Source organism: Chryseobacterium manosquense, assembly GCF_014623485.1.
GTDB lineage: Bacteria > Bacteroidota > Bacteroidia > Flavobacteriales > Weeksellaceae > Kaistella > Kaistella haifensis.
In genome coordinates, this window is sequence record NZ_CP060203.1 from 2716548 (window position 1) to 2732369 (window position 15822).

Sequence of the window (15822 nt, forward strand, 5' to 3'; positions counted from 1 at the left end):
ATTGAAGCCCTTTTATGAAACTTTATTTTAATATTAATTTCAGAACGAACCTGGGCGAAAAAATTCAGGTTCTGATCATGGAAGAAGGAAGCGAAGATAAAATTCATCTTTTGCAATATGTAGATAACGGAAACTGGTTTGCTGAGGTCGATTATTTCTCGAAATCCATCAGCTACAAATATCAAATGGTGAATGAATATGGAGATATTCTTCAAGACGAACTTTCGCTTCACCACCTGAATTTCCCGCACCAATATACCGAATTTGCGATTTATGACGCCTGGAATTCCAAAAATTTCCCTGAAAATTATTTGAATAATAAAATTCTTAAAAATAAATTAAGTGGTTTCAAAGCGCAGAAAGCTGCAGTATTGAAAAAACACACGCATTTGTTCCGCTTGGAAGCACCGATTTATCAAAAAAACTGGAGCGTAGTTTTGCTAGGAAATTGCGAAGCTTTGGGTAATTGGGAATACCCCAATGCGGTTCCAATGCTTCAAACCGATTTCGGAATTTGGGAAATAGCGGTAGAGTTGCCTGCAGATCAACTGATTCAGTATAAATACGCCCTTCTTGATACCGAAAAAGGTGAGGTTTTCGATATTGAATATGGAGCAAATCGATGGGCGGTTCCAAATCCGGAAAAAAATACTTTGCAAATAAAGGCCGATCATTATTTCCGTTTTAAAGGTTTCGAAATGTACCACGCAGCGGGTGTTGCGGTTCCTGTTTTCGCGCTGAGATCGGAAAATGGTTTTGGAGTAGGAGAGTTTTCAGATTTGAAAATGCTTGCCGATTGGGCCAAAGAAACCCAACTTTCCATTCTGCAGATTTTACCGATTAATGATACAACTGCGAATTATTCATGGACGGATTCTTATCCTTATGCGGCGATTTCTGTATATGCGCTTCATCCGCAATATTTATCGATATCTCAATTGGAATTTTCTTTGCCGAGTGATTTAGTTGAGGAATATAATTCCCAAAAAAATGCGCTTAATGCATTAAGTTTAATCGATTATGAACAAATGATTTCCGGAAAATGGAAATTCGTGAAAGCTGTTTTTGAAGCGCATCAGAACGAAATTTTAAAAGACAGAAATTTCAAAAAATTCATTAAGGATAATGAAGAATGGCTTGTGCCATATTCCGCTTTCTGCGTGCTTCGAGATAAATACAATACCCCTAATTTCAATGATTGGAAAACCCATAAAAAATATATTGCGGGCAAGATCGCTCCTTTTTTCTCATCCAGTAGTAAAGATTTTGAAGCCTCAATGTTACATGCATGGGTTCAGTATCAACTTCATTTGCAATTGAAAGAAGCGATTGATTATACCCACGGTTTAGGAATTTCTGTGAAAGGGGATTTGCCGATTGGAATTTATAGATATTCCGTGGAAGCATGGACCGAACCTGAACTTTTCGGAATGGATTTCCAAGCCGGTGCACCGCCTGATCAGTTCACCGATTTGGGACAAAACTGGGAATTCCCAACCTACAACTGGGAAGCCATGAAAGAAGATGGTTACCGCTGGTGGAAAAATCGTTTCAAAGCTTTGGAGCAGTATTTCGATGCAATGCGAATTGATCATATTTTAGGATTCTTCAGAATCTGGAGAATGCCGATGAATGCGACACAAGGAATTTTGGGATATTTCTATCCTGCAGTTCCGGTGAGAACTGAAGAGTTTTACCATCGCCATATTCCGTTTGATGAATACAGATATTGCAAGCCTTTTATTAATGATCAAATCCTTTGGGATTTCTTCGGTGACGAGAGAGATGCAATTCAACATCAATTTATGAACAACCATTTCAATGGGACTTATTCATTTAAAGATGAATTCGATTCCCAAAGAAAACTGGTAGATTATTTCAAAGAAAATCCTCATCCGTGGGCAGAAAATCAATTGATTTCGTTGGCTGCAAATGTGCTCTTCCTGAAAGAAGAAATGGAAAACGGAGAAACCGTGTATCATCCTAGGTTTAATATTGATAAAACTTCCTCTTTCCAATATTTAGCAGATTGGGAACAACGAGCAATTTATGATTTGTATGTCGATTATTTCTTCAAACGACAGGATGGACTTTGGTATCAAAAAGCGATGGAGAAACTCCCGATGATTCTCAACGCAACGGATATGCTAATTTGTGGAGAAGATTTAGGATTGGTGCCGGATTCAGTACCGGTGGTGATGGATCAACTCGCAATCATCGCATTGAAAGTTCAACGAATGCCATCAGATGATATCCCATGGTACAATCCGAAAGATGCAGGCTATATGAACGTGGTCACGGCAAGTTCGCACGATAGTTCTACGCTTCGCCAATGGTGGCACGAGGATAGAAATCTAACTCAGCAATATTATAATCAGCAATTGGGACAACAGGGAGGAGCGCCGGAGCAGCTGGAGCCTCACCTCGCTGAAATGATTATGAAACAGCATTTGTATAACGATGCGATGCTTGCGATTTTCCCGATTCAGGAGTTTTTCGCCACTGATAATGAGTTGGCAAATCCAAATATTGATGAAGAAAGAATCAACAATCCGGCGGTATTCCCGCATTATTGGAGATATCGAATGCATTTGAACCTGGAAAGTTTGATGACGAAGGAAGATTTCAACCGCAAAATAGCCGGTTGGGTAACCGATTCGAACAGAGCGTGATGATTTTTGAAATTTTTTATGAAATTAATGAATGTTTTATTTAAAAATTATTAAAAAAAGAAGCTGATTGAATAAAATTTATATTCACTGATAATCAGTGATTTATAATGTTTTCAAAGGAAGTTGAAACCGAAGTTTTAACTTCCTTTTTGTTTTATAATCAAAGAAATAGAAATCTTATGTACGTCCTTTGTAGAAAGGGTTTCGAGAGATTGATGATTTAAAAATTGGCACGTTTTTCTAATGTTCTTCATCGAACATTTAAAATAAGTTCAATAGCGTCCTAAATAAAAAAAATAAGAAGGAATTAGAGTAACTCAAAGTACCTTTGAGGTTGCACAACAAAAAAACCTTCTTATGGACTCAAAATTAACATTATTTTCTCAGATTATTTCAAAAATAGACCGAGTAATTTTCAAAAAAATAGTCAAAGAAAGAAAGACCGATTACCGAAATAAAGGATTCGATAGTTGGACCCATTTAGTTTCTATGCTTTTCTGTCATTTTGCGAAAAGCACCTCGGTACGGGATATTTCCAATGGACTTCGTAGCGCAACGGGCAACCTCAATCATTTAGGAATAAAAACTGCACCTTCCAAATCTTCCATCAGTTACCAAAATGGGAAAAGAGATGCAGACTTGTTCAAAGATTTGTATTTCATATTATTAGAACATTTAGGACAGCACACCAAACAAAAACGAGTAAAGCTGAAAATAAAAGTTCCCGTTTATCTATTAGATTCCACTCTTATTTCCCTGTGTCTTTCTTTATTTGATTGGGCAACGTATCGCACTAAGAAAGGAGCTGTAAAGATGCATACCTTGCTTGAATACGATGGGAAACTTCCGGTTTATGTGAATATTACCAAAGGAAGCGTTGCGGATAATAAAGGGGCTGAAAACATTCCCTTAGAGAAAGGTGCGGTGATTGTAGCCGACCGTTTTTACAACGATTTTCCGATGCTTTCTATTTGGGACAGCAAAGGTGTTTTTTTTGTAATCAGGCATAAGGAAAACCTAAAATTTGAAACTTTACAGGAACGAGAACTTCCACCAAAAGGAGCGCAAAACATTTTGAAAGACGAAGACATAATCCTTTCAAACCCTATTTCAAAAGAAAAATACCCTAAAAAATTAAGAAGAGTGGCGGTTTGGGACGATGAAAACAAGCAAACTATCGAAATTATCACCAATAATTTCACTTGGGCAGCTTCCACCATTGCAGAACTGTACAAACAAAGGTGGCAGATTGAGATTTTTTTCAGAGACATCAAGCAATTGCTTCATATCAAAACATTTATCGGAACATCTGAAAATGCAGTTAAAATACAAATTTGGACGGCTCTAATTACCATTCTTATCCTAAAATACCTAAAATCAATCGCAAAATATCCTTGGCAATTATCAAATCTAGTAGCATTTATCCGACTGAATATTTTTGTGAAAATTAATCTCCAGTATTGGCTCGACAAACCTTTTGACCAACCACCTGAATCTCAAAAAACATATTATCAAGGGGTTCTTTTTGAAAATCTATAGAAAATTCCGCTTAAAGCCTATCTATATGTGCATAAAATATATCTGTTTTTTTATTTAGGACAGTATTGAAATAAGTTTAAATAAAATGAAAAAAATACTTTTTGGACTTTCGGTGTTTTTTGCAACATTGATCTCCGCACAAAATTATCTGGATTATTATCCGACCAATAGTAATGATGGTTACTATGGTGATGAATACTATTTCCCAGATGATTATTACTACCAATATCCATCGGATTATTATACCAATGCTTTATACCAAAGTTATTATAATGATTATCAGAGAAGTATTTATGATGTAAATTGGAACCGATTTTTTTCTACTTACCGGCTTTCACCATGGCAGATGCAGCAAATATTGAGGTTGAATGATCGTTTTCCAAATTATTCCGCATGGAGCTCCTACTACCGTTATAATCCAGATCGATGGTATTACGACAGATTTTATGAATTGGAAAGAATTTTAGGCCCAAGAGTTTTCGTGATTTTCCAGAATAATTATTACAATGGTTTCAATCCTGTAAATTATTGGCAAAACTATAGAAGAGAACATTATGTGAATTATGTTTATATCGTTCCGAAATACCGACATATCAATATCAACCGATATAAAGTAGATCGAGTAGTATATCATCAAAATAATCCGAGGAGCAATTTCGGTTTTAAAGATTCGCCTAGAACAGGTAACGGTAACTGGAATTCGACTCCAAGAAATAACAATAATGTGAGAAACGAAGGTTCTCTGCAAAATAACAATAGAAATGATGGGTTGCGTGAAGGAACATCTCTTGGAAATACACCAAGAACGCAAAACAACGGTAACAAAAATGGAATGAGAACCGATTCTAACAGCCAATCTAATTCAGGTGGTTTTAGAAATAATGGTTCTGAACTGAGAAATACCGCACCGGAAAGAAAAGTAGAAAGCAATAATAAAGGTTTCAGAAACCAAACTCCGGCTACCCCGACGCCGAGTAATTCTACCAGAATATCGGGCATGAGATTTACCTCTCGATAATTTTAGTTTTTTAGTGTTAGTAATGAAAGGAGTGGCTTCGAAAGAAGTCGCTCTTTTCTTTTTTTGGTACGATAATGGAAAGTATTAAAGTGTCAACTTAAAAAATGTAAGAAAATGAAAAAGTTAATCACCATACTAAGTTTAGGAATGTTTTCCTTAGGGTTTTCGCAATCAGTGTATTACAACGATTATCAAAGAAGTATCACGGATGTAAATTGGCAAACTGTAGCAGCTAATTTATTATTGAGCAACCAACAAAAAGCGCAGTTATTCGAACTCAATAATCAATAGCCCGATTATAATTCATGGAATAGGGCTTATGCCGATAACCCAGATCAGTGGAGAACTGATAGATACAATTCGATCCAAAGAATTATGGGAACCGAGAAATATACTCAGTTTAAAAACAAATACTACAAAGGTCAAAACCCGGTAGCTGTTTATAATCGAAATAAAAACAATTATAAAAGCATGCAGTCTAAAAAAATACAAATCGATTCAGGCCGAGAAAAATACACAAAATGCCAAATCGATGTCTGAATATAATAGAAGAAAAAAGATTGGAGACGGAAGCCACCTTCATGTAAAAGGAAATAACGGAAACAATAAAAAATAAATTTCAAAAAGGAGTTCAGCCATTGAGCTCCTTCTTTATTTTACATTATTGTTAATTTTAAATTATAGCAAGATCTAGAGAATCAATAAGTTATATTTTTGATGGAATGAAAATTTTATACGCACTCCAAGGAACCGGAAATGGCCATGTAAGCCGCGCCAGAGAAATTCTTCCCTATCTGAAACAATACGGAGAAGTTGATATCCTTATCAGTGGAACACAAGCCGAAGTGGGACTTCAGTACGAAATTAAGTATCAGTTCAACGGATTTGGATTTGTATTTGGCAGCAAAGGAGGTGTCGATTTCGGCGAAACTTGGAATCGTTTTCATATGAAACAATTTTATGATGATGTTAAAAATCTTCCGATCCATCAGTATGATTTGGTGATCAATGATTTCGAGCCGGTTTGTGCATGGAGTTGCAAATTGCGAGGAAAACCATCAGTGGCGATGAGTCATCAATCGGCTTATCTTTCTCCTAAAACACCACAGCTTAAAGGTTTTCATTGGGGGAAATTGATTATGAATCATTACGCTCCGGCGAAAAATCATGTAGCTTTTCATTTCGAAAAATATGATGATTTCATCCATACTCCGGTGATCCGCAGCGAAATTCGTCAACAAGTTACCCAAAACAAAGGGCATTACACGGTTTATCTTCCTGCATATTCCGATGAATTTATTTTGGAGCAGATCAGGAAAATTCCTCACATTCAATGGCATATTTTTTCGAAACATTCATCCCAACATTATCAAAAATTCAATGCTGAGGTTTTTCCGATTGATAATGCGCTTTTTCAGCAATCATTGGCAACGTGTGAAGGCTTCCTCACCGGTGGCGGTTTCGAAGGTCCTGCTGAAGCGCTTTTTATGAAGAAAAAAGTATTGGCAGTTCCGATGCATCATCAGTATGAACAGCAGTGCAATGCTTTATCATTAGAAAAAATGGGAGTTCCTGTAATTTGGAAGGAAGCCGATTTTTCAAAAAAACTGAAAGATTGGGTGAATCTTGAACAAATAATTATGGTAGATTTTCCCGATGAAACCGAGGAAGTTGTAAGAAAAATGATCAAAAAATATCGTTGATTTTTTTTTAACAAAAGTTTATGATGGTAAAAATTTAACATGTATCTCTTATTGGTATCAAAAAACCAAATAACAACATTTAAATAATTACTCATGAAAAAGATTGTTTTAAGCGCAGCATTTGCTGTCTTAGGAACCTTCGCAATTGCTCAACAATCGCCTCAAATGCCAAAAAAAGATCCTGCCCAAATGGAGCAGAAGAGAGCAGAGAAATTGCAAAAAATGAAGGATGAACTCAACCTTTCGGATGCGCAAGTAGCACAGATAAAATCTTTGCAGGACAAAAAAATAGCTGAAAGAAAAGAAAATGCTCCTAAAATCCAAGCTGAAAGAAAGGCAAAAATGGAGGTGATGAAAGCTAAAAAAGAGCAGTGCAACGCAGAAATGAAACAAATTTTGACTCCTGAACAATACCAAAAATGGCAAACCAAACAAAAAGAAAGAATGCAGAATATGCATGAAAAACACATGAAGAAAATGCCTGCAAAGGCCGATTCATAATTTTTAGTTTTTTTTAAAGAGAGCGGAGAATTTATTTTTCCGCTTTTTTTGTGCACTCTCTCGGAATTATCTATATTTGATAAAAAGAGAAATTAAATTATGATAAGTACAAAAATAGGGGAGTTGATCAACCAACAAATTACCAAAGAACAATATGCAGCACAATATTATCTTTCGATGTCGGCATGGTTTTCTGCTCGGGATCTGGATGGTATTGCTAATTATTTCCGAGTTCAAAGTAAAGAAGAACTCATGCACGCAGATAAAATGTTCGATTATTTAAACGATGTAGGCGGAGAAATTGTGATTGGTGAAATTCCACAACCACCTCATGAATTCACAAGTGCAACCGATGTTTTCGAAAAAGCATTGGAACACGAAAAAATTGTGACCAAAAGTATTTTCAATATCCTAAAAAACGCTAATGAAGAAGGCGATTTTGCAACCGTATCGTTCTTGCAATGGTTTGTGAATGAGCAGGTTGAAGAAGAAGCGAGCGCATCGCAACTGGTAACCAAAATCAAAATGGTTTCTGACAATCCTTCCGCGTTATACCTTTTCGATCAAGAACTGGCGCAACGGGTTTTCACTCCGGATCCTGCGAATTAATTTTAAGAAAGAATCATAAATCCTGCAACAATCCTTTAGTTGCAGGATTTTTTTATACATATATCAGTTCGGTTTTCAGAACTTTTTTCCCCAGTTTTTCCAGTACAGTTTGGTATTCGTCGATTTGGATTTGGTGTTTTTCCAGTTGGTCACCGGTTTTAAAATCGATAATTACATAACCATTTCCTGTATCGATCAGTCGGTCTGGCCGGTAAATCTTCGAATCGCCATTATCGGAAATCATGATGTCTTTTTCATTGATAACAACCTGGTTTTCGGCAAAATAGGCAGCGTATTTTTCATTCTTAATGATTTCTAAAATTCTTTTGCTAATTTCAATTTTTTCCTCAGTTGTGATAATTCCGTCTAAAAGATAAGCTTGCAGAGTTTTTTCAACATCTTTTTCTGAATTGATCTGGGCTAAAATTTCGTGAGTGAAAATTCCGATTCTCACTTTTTCCATTCGGTTTTGGTAATTTTTCGATGGAGTCGCGATTTTCACAGCTGCTGGATTAGCTTTCTTACCCGATTTGAAAACAATCGGTTTGGTAAGCAAGTTATTTTTCTCTTCTTTTTTTTGTTTCTTTAAATTCTCCTCGGAAACATCGTACCAATCGAAGCTAGAGATTTCTGCGCCGGATTCATCTCTCGGAATTCTAGCTTTAATAAAATCATAAATTTCCAAATGATTCGCGGATTTATTAGGCTTTTCAATATAAAAGAACAGTTGCTCCACTGCGCGCGTCGTGGCTACATATTGCAAACAGAAGCGGTCAATTTTATTTTGGTAAATATTTTCCTGATTAAATTTGGCCAAATCTTCATCATAGACTTCAAGTTCTTTGCTGAAAGAATCGATGTTCACCGCTGAAAGTCCGTTTTCGGAATCGATGTCGAGCCAGTTCGTGAATTTCCCGTCTTTATTTTCATTTTCCATAGGAAGCATCACCACCGGAAACTCCAAACCTTTGGATTTATGAATCGTCATCAGTCGTATTGCATCCAAGTTTTCCGATGCTTGAATGGTGGTTTTCTGCGCTTCATCTTCCCAATATTTTAGGAAATCTTTCAAGGTAGAACCTGCGTTTTGAGAATAGGCGTAGAGCATTTCCAAATAATTGAAAAGGAAGTCCGTTTCCTTCTGCTGTACAGAAAATTCCTGCAGAAAATGTTCCACGAAATTATAAAGATTGAGTTGCAGCAAACCTTCGCTACTGAGCTGTAGATCGTATTTTTCAGCGAGAAACGTATGTATTTCCGGCTTGTTTTTTAATGAGATTATTTCCATGACTTCCGAACTGAAATCGTTCATTTCAATTCTGCCTAAAACTTTTAAGTAATAAAGCATTTTCACAGGAAATTGTAGATTCTTAGGATCTTCTTCCCATTTCAGAAACTCTGTTAAAGCCAATAATGTTGAGGACAGATTCAAGGTTAATCCCGATTCTGAAATGGTTTTGATGTAATCTTCTTTGCCTTGGTAATTTATTTTTAAGTTACCGAGCATTTGAGAAAAATTGAAGATATCGAAATTTCCGCGGCAGAGAATGGTGATGTCGGAAAGTCGGAAACTGTTGTCCAGACAGCTTTGGATGTCTTTTTGCATTTTCTCGGAAACTTCTTCATAAAAGACTTTTTTAGTTGCGTTTTCAATCAAATTGATTCGAACCCGACCTTCAAGTTTCGATTTTGCAATTTGATGAGAACCAATTCCGAAGATATTTCGGTGCGATTCCTTGGTAAATTCGGAAAGATATAAATAAAGTTGATTGTTGAAATCCACAATGTTTTTGGCACTTCGCCAATTATATTCCAGATTTTCGAGCTGGGCTTTCACCAAAGAATTTTCTTCTTGATTAATGATGTCGAGCATCAGTTGCGAATCGCCGCCACGAAAACGATAAATGCTTTGTTTGGGATCACCAACCAGCGTAAAACTCATTTCGTCCGAAGAAACTGCGTGATCTCTCAATGGAACAAAATTCTGCCACTGAAGTGAGGAAGTATCCTGAAATTCATCAAAAAAATAATGCGAAAATTGGGTTCCAACTTTTTCATAAATGAATGATGATGGCTCTTCGCGAAGGTTTTCATGAATTAAAATATTGAATTTGGAAAGCAAAACCAAATCGTTTTCTTCTTCAATAATAGCGAGTTGATCCTGAATGTCTTTATTTACTTTCAAAGGTAGAAGTGCGCGCAGGATTTTTTGCTGTTTTTGTATTTTAATATAATTTTGAATGATTTTTTTACGACTTTCCAATAAAAAATCTAGAATTTCGAAGATTTCTGCCTCGCGGTCTTTTGATTTACCAGATGCACCTTTCAATATTTTATTCACGCGGTTTTCTTCTTGCTCGATGGTTTCGTAAATCAGCGGAATTTTCTTGTCCAAAAACTTTTTGAAAAATCCACCAATTCCATTCGCTCCATCAGCAAAATCACCTATTTCGAGGTTTTTCTCTTTCAATAATTCTAAAACAGATTCCGCAATATTGATGGAGTCTTCACTCAATGATTTGATGTTTTCGCGAAGATTTTTCTTCGATTTTTCATAAACTTCCCAATTGAAATCTTTGTTGTCATTCAATTTGAAATAATGTTTGTCTTGAACATATTCTTTGGCAGAATCGTACAAACTTTTGTTCAAATTTACTCTTTCATCATTATCTAAATTATAATTTACAAAATCCAGGAACGCCTCTGAAATGGTATTTTCGCTACCGATATCTTCTAGCATTTTGTCCACGGCTTCCATTAAAAAAGGTTCTGGATTGATTTCTAGGTTGAAATTTTGCGCCAATCCTAATTCATAAGAAAAGCTCCTTACCAAACGCGAATTAAACTTGTCGATCGTTCCGATATTCAGCGTAGAGTAGTTGTGAAGCACATAATCTAGGATTTTTTTTGATCTTTCATGAAGGTCTTTCAAAGGAATTCGATGGCCCTGATCTTCTAATTTCTTTTGAATATTTTGTAAATCACCATTGGTTTCGTAGGAATCCGACGAAAATTTTTTCAACCATTCGATGATGCGATGTTTCATCTCGTTGGCGGCTTTATTGGTAAAAGTAAGCGCAAGGATATGTCTTATTTTATCCGATTGTGACGGGTGTTTCAGGCAGATTGCCAAAAGATTTAGAACCAAAGCGTAGGTTTTTCCCGAGCCGGCAGAGGCGTTGATAACGGTGTAGTTTTTTTGCATTGTTCGATTAAATTGAGTTTAAAAATAAAGAAAAAATTTGTCATTTAGAAAAAAAATATTACTTTTGCAGTCCAAAATGAGATGTAAATTATGTTAATAATCCCAGTAAAAGATGGCGAAGCTATCGACAGAGCGTTAAAAAAATACAAAAGAAAATTTGATAAAACAGGAGTTGTAAGAGCTTTAAGAAGCAGACAGCAATTCATTAAACCTTCTGTAATATCAAGACAAGCTAAATTGAAAGCTGCTCACAAGCAAAGAAACTTGAGCAGAGACGAGCAGGCTTAATCAATATTTTCTTTAGAAAATACTTCAATCACTTTTCAAATAACTATATTTGAAAAGTGATTTTTTGTTTTATACCATCATGATAGAAAGATTTCTCGAATATATCTCCGTAGAAAAGCGCTATTCTCCTCATACTTCCATAAGTTATCGGAAAGATTTGGAAGATTTTGCATTATTTCTCCTGGAAACCGAGGCGCATCAGGAATTCTCAAAGGTTGATAAAAAGGTGGTGCGAAATTTCATGGTGGATCTTACCGAAAAAAAACTTTCTAAAAGATCTATTAACCGAAAACTTTCAACTCTTAGGAGTTTTTATCTTTTTCTTTTAAAAATTGGTGAAATAGAAGTTTCGCCGCTTGAGAACATATCTTCTTTGAAATTCTATGTGGAGAAGCAAATTCCGTTTTCCCAGGAGGAAATGAGCAACCATCAGCTTGCGGAATTTCAACCGAAGAAAAAAAGATTATTGAAAGAAGTGATTATTGATACACTTTATCAAACAGGTATCAGAAAAGCAGAACTTATGAATCTGCTCATGGAAGACGTAGATTTCAGCAATTTGGAAATTAAGGTAATAGGTAAAGGAAATAAAGCGCGGATCATTCCAATTTCTTCTGGTCTTGCGCAGAAAATGCAGGATTATTTGAAAGATCGTAAACCCCTGAAAGACCTCGATTCGTATTTCTTCGTCAATGCAAAAGGAAAAAAACTGAATGATAAATTTGTCTATTCAACAGTTAATTCCTACCTTAGTCTTGTAACTTCGAAGAAGAAAAAGAGCCCTCATATTTTGAGACATAGTTTTGCAACACATGTCTTGGAGCATGGGGCTGAAATTTCTAAAGTGAAGAAAATCATGGGGCACTCGTCGCTTGCATCAACGCAGGTGTACACAAGCTCTAATATAGAACAACTAAAAAAAGTTTTTAACAATGCTCATCCAAGAGCTAAAAAAAATGTAGAGTTATGAAAATTTCAGTACAGTCAATCGGATTGACACCACACGCACCACTTGAAGAATATATTGAAAAAAAGTTAAGCAAGCTGGAGACTTATTATGATAAAATTGTAGAATGTAAAGTATATCTGAAAGTGGAGAACAAGTCGGATAAAGAAAACAAAACTGCCGAGATTATTTTGGCTGTTCCGGGTGATGATATCGTGGTAAAGAAGACAACTTCAAGTTTTGAAGAAAGTTTAGATCTTTGTGCTGATGTTGCTAAGAAGCTGTTAATCAAGAAAAAAGAACTTGCTTAAAAAAAAATGTGATTTTTTTTCTAAAATAATTTGTAGAATTCAAAAAAACTCCCTTATATTTGCACTCGCAAAAAGAGATAAGCGTTCTTTTGAAATCTATTTGCCTCCATAGCTCAGCTGGCTAGAGCAGCTGATTTGTAATCAGCAGGTCGTGGGTTCGAGTCCCTCTGGAGGCTCATTTTTGTAAATTAAGATATTGGGGAGATTCCAGAGTGGCCAAATGGATCAGACTGTAACTCTGCTGTCTTACGACTTCGCAGGTTCGAATCCTGCTCTCCCCACTTTTTTTACAAAAAATTTGCAGGTTCAAAAAAAAGTTTTAAATTTGCACACCGTTTGCCAACAAACACAAAAATGCGGAAGTAGCTCAGTTGGTAGAGCGTCAGCCTTCCAAGCTGAATGTCGCGAGTTCGACCCTCGTCTTCCGCTCAAAGAAAATCACAACCAACAAAGGATTGTGATTTTTTTTTAAAGTTTTGCCGACTTAGCTCAGGGGTAGAGCGCTTCCTTGGTAAGGAAGAGGTCGTGAGTTCAAATCTCATAGTTGGCTCTGTAGAAAATCCCTCGATTTTGGTTGAGGGATTTTTTTTTGAAACAATGTAATGGAACTGCAAAATTGACGTCATTGTTTGTACAAAAAGGATGATGTTAAATAAATTGTAAAATCATTAATGATTTTCATAAATAAATAATTTTCCTTAAATTTGCAGTCCGATATTATAAGGAAACCAAGGTTGTCGCAATATTTGTCGATTGATTATTTATTTTTTTTTAAAAAAAATTTCCAATATTCAAAAAATCACTATATTTGCGCACTGAAAATTTTAATAAATAATTAAATAAATAATTAAATCATGGCAAAGGAAACGTTTAATCGTAACAAACCACACTTGAACATTGGTACCATCGGTCACGTAGACCATGGTAAAACTACACTTACTGCTGCAATCAGTAAAGTATTAGCTGATAAAGGATTCGGTACTGCAAGAGATTTCTCTTCTATCGACTCTGCACCAGAAGAAAAAGAAAGAGGGATTACTATCAACACTGCACACATCGAATATGAAACTGCAAACAGACACTACGCTCACGTAGACTGTCCAGGTCACGCCGATTATGTAAAAAACATGGTTACTGGTGCTGCGCAAATGGACGGAGCTATCTTAGTAGTAGCTGCAACTGACGGACCAATGCCTCAAACTAGAGAGCACATCCTTCTTTGTCGTCAGGTAAACGTACCAAGAGTATTGGTATTCATGAACAAAGTGGATATGGTAGATGATCCAGAATTGTTAGAATTAGTAGAACTTGAAGTTAGAGACCTTCTTTCTTCTTACGAATATGACGGTGATAACTCTCCAGTTATCCAAGGTTCAGCTCTAGGTGCTCTTAACGGAGATCCTAAATGGGTTGCTACTGTAGAAGAATTAATGGATGCTGTTGATTCTTGGATCGAACTTCCAGTAAGAGATCAAGATAAGCCATTCTTGATGCCAATCGAAGATGTATTCTCTATTACAGGTAGAGGTACTGTAGCAACTGGTAGAATCGAGGCTGGTGTTATCAACACTGGAGATCCAGTAGATATCGTAGGTATGGGTGATGAGAAATTAACATCAACTGTAACTGGGGTAGAGATGTTTAGAAAAATCCTTGACAGAGGTGAAGCTGGTGATAACGTAGGTATCTTGTTGAGAGGTATTGAGAAAACTGACATCAAGAGAGGTATGGTTATCGCAAAAGCAGGTTCTGTAACTCCACACAAAAAATTCAAGGCTGAGGTTTACGTTCTTTCAAAAGAAGAAGGTGGTCGTCACACTCCATTCCACAACAAATATCGTCCTCAGTTCTATGTTAGAACTACTGACGTTACAGGTGAGATCTTCTTACCAGAAGGTGTAGAAATGGTAATGCCTGGTGATAACTTAACTATTACTGTAGAATTGTTGCAACCAATCGCTCTTAACGTAGGTCTTAGATTTGCGATCAGAGAAGGTGGTAGAACAGTTGGTGCAGGTCAGGTAACTGAAATCTTAGATTAATTTCTAATTAAATAATAAAGTTCCGTAAGGAGACTTACGGAACTTTTTAAATCTACGGGCATCGTCCAATGGTAGGATACCGGTCTCCAAAACCGTTGATCAGGGTTCGAATCCTTGTGCCCGTGCAAATAATAGATAATGAGTTTAGTTGATTTTTTAAAAGGTTCTTATACCGAATTTAAAGATAAAGTAGAGTGGCCAAAATGGCCAGATCTGCAATCTTCCACTATTGTAGTTACTATTTCTACTGTTATTTTAGCATTGTTTACTTTCGGTGTAGATTCATTATTCAGTAAATCTATCGCTAATTTAATAACGATATTTATCAACCTGTTCAATTAAAATTATTTTCCAAAATGAGTGACTTGAAGTGGTATGTTCTGAAATCCATCAGCGGACAGGAAAATAAGGTGAAGGCCTATATTGAGAATGAAATGAAGCGTCTTGGTTTCGAAGCTTACGTAACCCAAGTGGTCATTCCGATGGAGAAGGTGATCCAAATGAGAAATGGGAAAAAGGTTCCGAAAGAAAAACCTTATTACCCAGGTTACTTAATGGTAGAAGCTAATTTGATGGGAGAAATTCCTCACATCATCAAAAATATACCAGGAGTAATTTCTTTTTTAAGTTTGACAAAAGGTGGAGATCCGGTTCCGATGCGTAAAGCAGAAGTAAACCGAATGCTTGGTAGAATGGATGAACTTTCAGAATTCGCAGTAGATATTGAAATCCCCTATGTTGTTGGTGATAGCGTAAAAGTAATCGACGGACCCTTCAACGGATTTAATGGTACAGTGGAAAAAATCCATGAGGATAAAAAGAAAATAGAAGTATCTGTAATGATATTTGGTAGAAAAACGCCGATGGAACTTAGCTTTATGCAGGTGGAGAAAGTGTAAGATACTTATAAAATATTATAAAAAGACTGTTCAAAAGAGCAGTCTTTTTATTTGGAAAAATCTCAAATGTGTTCGCCAGATTTCTTCTG

The 15822-nt window shown here is 36.1% G+C and carries 14 protein-coding genes and 5 tRNA genes; 18 read left to right on the top strand and 1 reads right to left on the bottom strand.

Annotated elements, in window-relative coordinates; translation table 11 throughout:
• Positions 1-14 precede the first annotated feature (14 nt).
• The 7 genes from H0S70_RS12900 (at position 15) to H0S70_RS12930 (ending at position 8042) form a co-directional block, all read left to right on the top strand.
• Positions 15-2672 carry a 4-alpha-glucanotransferase gene (locus H0S70_RS12900; protein ID WP_188321075.1) on the top strand — a complete coding sequence of 886 codons (2658 nt, stop codon included), beginning with the start codon at positions 15-17 and terminating at the stop codon, positions 2670-2672.
• Positions 2673-3029: 357 nt separating this feature from the next.
• Entirely contained in the window at positions 3030-4211 is a 1182-nt protein-coding gene (locus H0S70_RS12905) for an IS4 family transposase (RefSeq protein WP_188321076.1), read from the top strand.
• 85 nt (positions 4212-4296) lie between these two features.
• Positions 4297-5229 (top strand): hypothetical protein, encoded by a 933-nt coding sequence (locus H0S70_RS12910; protein WP_188321077.1) that lies wholly within the window; start codon positions 4297-4299, stop codon positions 5227-5229.
• Between the two features lie 114 nt (positions 5230-5343).
• Entirely contained in the window at positions 5344-5520 is a 177-nt protein-coding gene (locus H0S70_RS12915) for a hypothetical protein (protein WP_158212069.1), read from the top strand.
• A gap of 431 nt (positions 5521-5951) precedes the next feature.
• A complete protein-coding gene (locus H0S70_RS12920) occupies positions 5952-6932 on the top strand; it encodes a glycosyltransferase family protein (RefSeq protein ID WP_188321078.1) in 981 nt (326 codons plus the stop codon).
• Positions 6933-7025: 93 nt separating this feature from the next.
• Entirely contained in the window at positions 7026-7433 is a 408-nt protein-coding gene (locus tag H0S70_RS12925; protein ID WP_188321079.1) for a hypothetical protein, read from the top strand.
• A 99-nt stretch (positions 7434-7532) separates the two neighbouring features.
• On the top strand, positions 7533-8042 hold the full coding sequence (locus H0S70_RS12930; RefSeq protein WP_188321080.1) for a ferritin: 510 nt from the start codon (positions 7533-7535) through the stop codon (positions 8040-8042).
• Between the two features lie 52 nt (positions 8043-8094).
• Here the strand turns inward: H0S70_RS12930 and H0S70_RS12935 are convergent, their stop codons facing one another.
• Complete coding sequence (locus tag H0S70_RS12935; RefSeq protein WP_188321081.1) at positions 8095-11247, bottom strand: UvrD-helicase domain-containing protein; 3153 nt, start codon at positions 11245-11247, stop codon at positions 8095-8097.
• A gap of 90 nt (positions 11248-11337) precedes the next feature.
• Here H0S70_RS12935 and rpsU point away from each other — a divergent pair, with 90 nt between their 5' ends.
• From rpsU to nusG, 11 genes are all read left to right on the top strand, one after another.
• Positions 11338-11535, top strand: a complete 198-nt coding sequence (gene rpsU / locus H0S70_RS12940) for a 30S ribosomal protein S21 (RefSeq protein WP_188321082.1) — start codon at positions 11338-11340, stop codon at positions 11533-11535.
• Positions 11536-11614: 79 nt separating this feature from the next.
• Complete coding sequence (locus H0S70_RS12945; RefSeq protein WP_188322252.1) at positions 11615-12505, top strand: tyrosine-type recombinase/integrase; 891 nt, start codon at positions 11615-11617, stop codon at positions 12503-12505.
• Entirely contained in the window at positions 12502-12792 is a 291-nt protein-coding gene (gene hpf, locus H0S70_RS12950) for a ribosome hibernation-promoting factor, HPF/YfiA family (protein ID WP_123248724.1), read from the top strand. The genes H0S70_RS12945 and hpf overlap by 4 nt, the downstream gene beginning before the upstream one ends.
• Positions 12793-12894: 102 nt before the next feature.
• Positions 12895-12968: transfer RNA gene (locus tag H0S70_RS12955), tRNA-Thr, on the top strand.
• Positions 12969-12990: 22 nt separating this feature from the next.
• Positions 12991-13073, top strand: a tRNA-Tyr gene (locus tag H0S70_RS12960).
• A 75-nt stretch (positions 13074-13148) separates the two neighbouring features.
• Positions 13149-13221: transfer RNA gene (locus H0S70_RS12965), tRNA-Gly, on the top strand.
• Between the two features lie 49 nt (positions 13222-13270).
• Positions 13271-13342, top strand: a tRNA-Thr gene (locus tag H0S70_RS12970).
• 304 nt (positions 13343-13646) lie between these two features.
• Positions 13647-14834: an elongation factor Tu gene (gene tuf, locus H0S70_RS12975; protein ID WP_123248723.1), complete on the top strand. Its 1188-nt coding sequence runs from the start codon at positions 13647-13649 to the stop codon at positions 14832-14834.
• A 54-nt stretch (positions 14835-14888) separates the two neighbouring features.
• A tRNA-Trp gene (locus H0S70_RS12980) sits at positions 14889-14959 on the top strand.
• A 13-nt stretch (positions 14960-14972) separates the two neighbouring features.
• Positions 14973-15176: a preprotein translocase subunit SecE gene (gene secE, locus H0S70_RS12985; RefSeq protein WP_123904212.1), complete on the top strand. Its 204-nt coding sequence runs from the start codon at positions 14973-14975 to the stop codon at positions 15174-15176.
• A 14-nt stretch (positions 15177-15190) separates the two neighbouring features.
• On the top strand, positions 15191-15733 hold the full coding sequence (gene nusG / locus H0S70_RS12990) for a transcription termination/antitermination protein NusG (protein ID WP_031501374.1): 543 nt from the start codon (positions 15191-15193) through the stop codon (positions 15731-15733).
• Positions 15734-15822: the final 89 nt, after the last annotated feature.